At 46.5% G+C, this 2,833-nt stretch carries 3 protein-coding genes; all 3 read left to right on the top strand.

The window, feature by feature from the left end; genetic code table 11:
* Positions 1-572 (top strand): transposase (locus tag K6984_RS30295; RefSeq protein ID WP_230988369.1); only part of this gene is annotated, 572 nt, incomplete at its 5' end.
* 273 nt (positions 573-845) lie between these two features.
* Entirely contained in the window at positions 846-1,850 is a 1,005-nt protein-coding gene (locus K6984_RS30290; protein ID WP_221898661.1) for a glycosyltransferase family 2 protein, read from the top strand.
* Positions 1,847-2,833 carry a lysylphosphatidylglycerol synthase transmembrane domain-containing protein gene (locus K6984_RS30285; RefSeq protein WP_221898660.1) on the top strand — a complete coding sequence of 329 codons (987 nt, stop codon included), beginning with the start codon at positions 1,847-1,849 and terminating at the stop codon, positions 2,831-2,833. Before K6984_RS30290 ends, K6984_RS30285 begins: the two co-directional genes overlap by 4 nt.

Genomic DNA, 2,833 nt, shown 5'->3' with positions numbered 1-2,833 from the left:
AAAAGTACGGGCAGCGTCTGGGGGCAGCCACAGACATGGCAAAAACAGTACAACAAAAGGCCCGATCGTATACCGTGAATCTCTATGGAAAACAGCGTGAAGTCAGGGCTTATAGTCGCGTTGTCATGCTGAAAACATTGAAACGACCCGTTCAGGTTGTCTGGGTGTTTCGTCGCACACAGTGGATTGCTTTGTTTACGACCGATCTAAGTTTATCCGTCACACAGATTATTGAGTATTATGGTGCGCGATGGAAAATCGAATCCGGGCTCAAAGAGCTCAAGCAAGACATAGGGAGTCAGAAAAGTCAGTGTCGAAATGCGCAGGCAGTGACCAACCATTTGAACTTCTGTATGATGGCAACAACGCTGACGTGGATTTACGCGGATCGTTTAAAAACCGATCCGGAACGTCGGCACAAAGTGAAGGGGCGAGCCAGTTTCGCATTTTCAGATATCCGCCGCATCATTGCCGAAGCGGCTTTGGATCCGGATTTTGAAAGGGTTTGCCCCAAATACAGCAGCTCCCCTGTAAATTCGGTGGTAGCCGTTTTATTGCGAATGGTTGCTTGATGAATTTCTAAGAAACTTCAGGTTACTTTAATCTTATCCTGTTTGTTGTCTTGACAGTTGTATCTGCCTTGATCTGGAAACAACTCTATCAAGCTAATCCACCCGCTATTTTTAACTATTCAGAAACTGAAGTAAAAAGAGTTATCTTTGGCCTGGCAAGTAGTATCTCGCTGATTCATTACTGGATTGATGGCAGAATATGGAAGATACGTCATGATGATTCACGTGAATTTATGCGCCGTAAATTTCAGTTTTTATTTGTAAAATAGACCTATGACTCTCACCGCAGAACGAGGTTCACTCCCTTTGCTGTCACTAGTTATTCCCTGCTACAACGAAGAGCAAGTCATTGCAGAAACTGTCAGCAGGCTAAATAATTTCTGTGCTGAACTCACCGATCTTGAAGTTGAACTTATCTTTATTGATGATGGTAGCCAGGACAACACCCTAGCAATATTACGTGACCATGCAGCACAAGACCCACGCATTAAGGTAATCTGCTTTGCAAGAAACTTTGGCCACCAGATAGCTGTCACGGCGGGAATGGATGCGGCAAAAGGCGATGCGGTGGTACTCATAGATGCCGACTTACAAGACCCCCCTGAAGTTATCCACCAGATGATTGCCAAATGGCGAGAGGGTTACGATGTCGTCTACGGCACTAGAACTGCACGCAAAGGTGAGTCTATCTTTAAACGCAGTAGTGCCAGAGGGTTTTACCGCTTACTAAACAAGCTCTCTGATGTCCCTATTCCCCTGGATACAGGTGACTTTCGCCTGATGACCCAGCCGATAGTCGATTCTCTTAAGGCGATGCCGGAACGAGATCGTTTTGTACGCGGCATGGTTAGCTGGGTAGGCTTTAAGCAGATTGCCATTCCTTATCAACGCGCAGAGCGCTTTGCTGGTAAAAGCAAATATCCACTGCGTAAAATGCTGCGCTTTGCCACCGATGGCATTCTGTCCTTTTCCACTAAACCTTTGCAGATGTCCATAGCACTAGGTATGTTAGCCGCCTTTATTGCAATGGGCGGAATAGTCTATGCCATTGCTATGCGTATTTTTACCGATATCTGGGTCGAAGGCTGGACGGCATTGATGATTGCCATCCTGTTCCTGGGCGGCGTACAACTCATCTGTGTCGGTATACTGGGTGAATATATAGGTCGCATATACAATGAAGTCAAGCAGCGGCCTTTATATATAGTTGAAGAATATTTGGGATTCGCTGATCAGCAAGCCACTCATTCGCGTAGCCCAACAATGAAGCACAAATGAGAATAGCTAAAATTGCCCGAATCACCCTGGGCCTGGTATTAGCTATATTTTTTATCTGGCTAATTGCAAGTCAAATTAACCCTGCCGAATTAGCGCATGCATTGCGCAACACAAACCCGGCATGGGTACTCACTGCGTTGCTGGCATTTTGTATCGGCTATGCCTGTCGTATTGCCCGCTGGCGAAAAATGCTACTTCAAGACTCTCCCGGCTTAAGCTTTAAAAACTGTGCAGGGCCACTGCTGGCAAGTTTTGCTATCAATAACGTCTTACCCTTTCGCTCCGGGGATGTCATGCGGGCATTTGCCTTTAATCGTCAACTCGGCACCAGTCCCGGCATCGTATTGGCTTCGCTGTTTGTCGAGCGCCTGCTGGATTTGCTAATGATACTGCTAATATTGGGGCTTATCCTGGCATGGTTTCACCTAGACTTTGAGCGCTTTGCCGGTGTCGGTAGCATCATGCTAATATCGGTATCCCTACTTATTATCCTAATCCTGCTTTTCCCCCGCCTATTTACGCCGCTAGTACGGCTAATCAACCGAATTATCATCAAGCTCTTCCCCGCTTACGGCAGTAAATTAGCGGCTGAAATCAATAAGGGGCTGAATACATTGATACACCTTGCAAAAAAAGGCACTATGCTAATATTAATACTCTGGTCTGGTGTTGCATGGCTGGCAGAAGGTACAGTTTTCTGGTGTATCGCCATGGCATTGCTGCCCGCCATCGAAATCCCCCAGGCAGGATGGCTGGCATTACCTGTAGGTACACTTGCCACGATAATCCCCAGCACCCCGGGTTACATCGGTACGTTTGACTATTTCACCATTAAAGCCATGACCACTCTAGGCAATACCATAGCAGCATCCACCGCGTATGCATTATTAGTGCATATCCTGTTGTGGCTACCACCGACAATAACCGGCGGCTTATATCTAATAATGCTAAATATCCGCAAATCGCAGGCAAAGAATATATGA

This window comes from Bathymodiolus japonicus methanotrophic gill symbiont, assembly GCF_019721995.1.
Lineage (GTDB): Bacteria > Pseudomonadota > Gammaproteobacteria > Methylococcales > Methylomonadaceae > Methyloprofundus.
The sequence above is the reverse complement of the archived record's forward strand: the minus strand, read 5'-3'. Positions and strand labels throughout refer to the sequence as shown.

Excerpts from the sequence above, each read along its gene's own strand:
- K6984_RS30285 (WP_221898660.1), top strand. The coding sequence starts at position 1,847 with ATGAGAATAGCTAAAATTGCCCGAATCACCCTGGGCCTGGTATTAGCT.
- K6984_RS30290 (WP_221898661.1), top strand. The coding sequence starts at position 846 with ATGACTCTCACCGCAGAACGAGGTTCACTCCCTTTGCTGTCACTAGTT.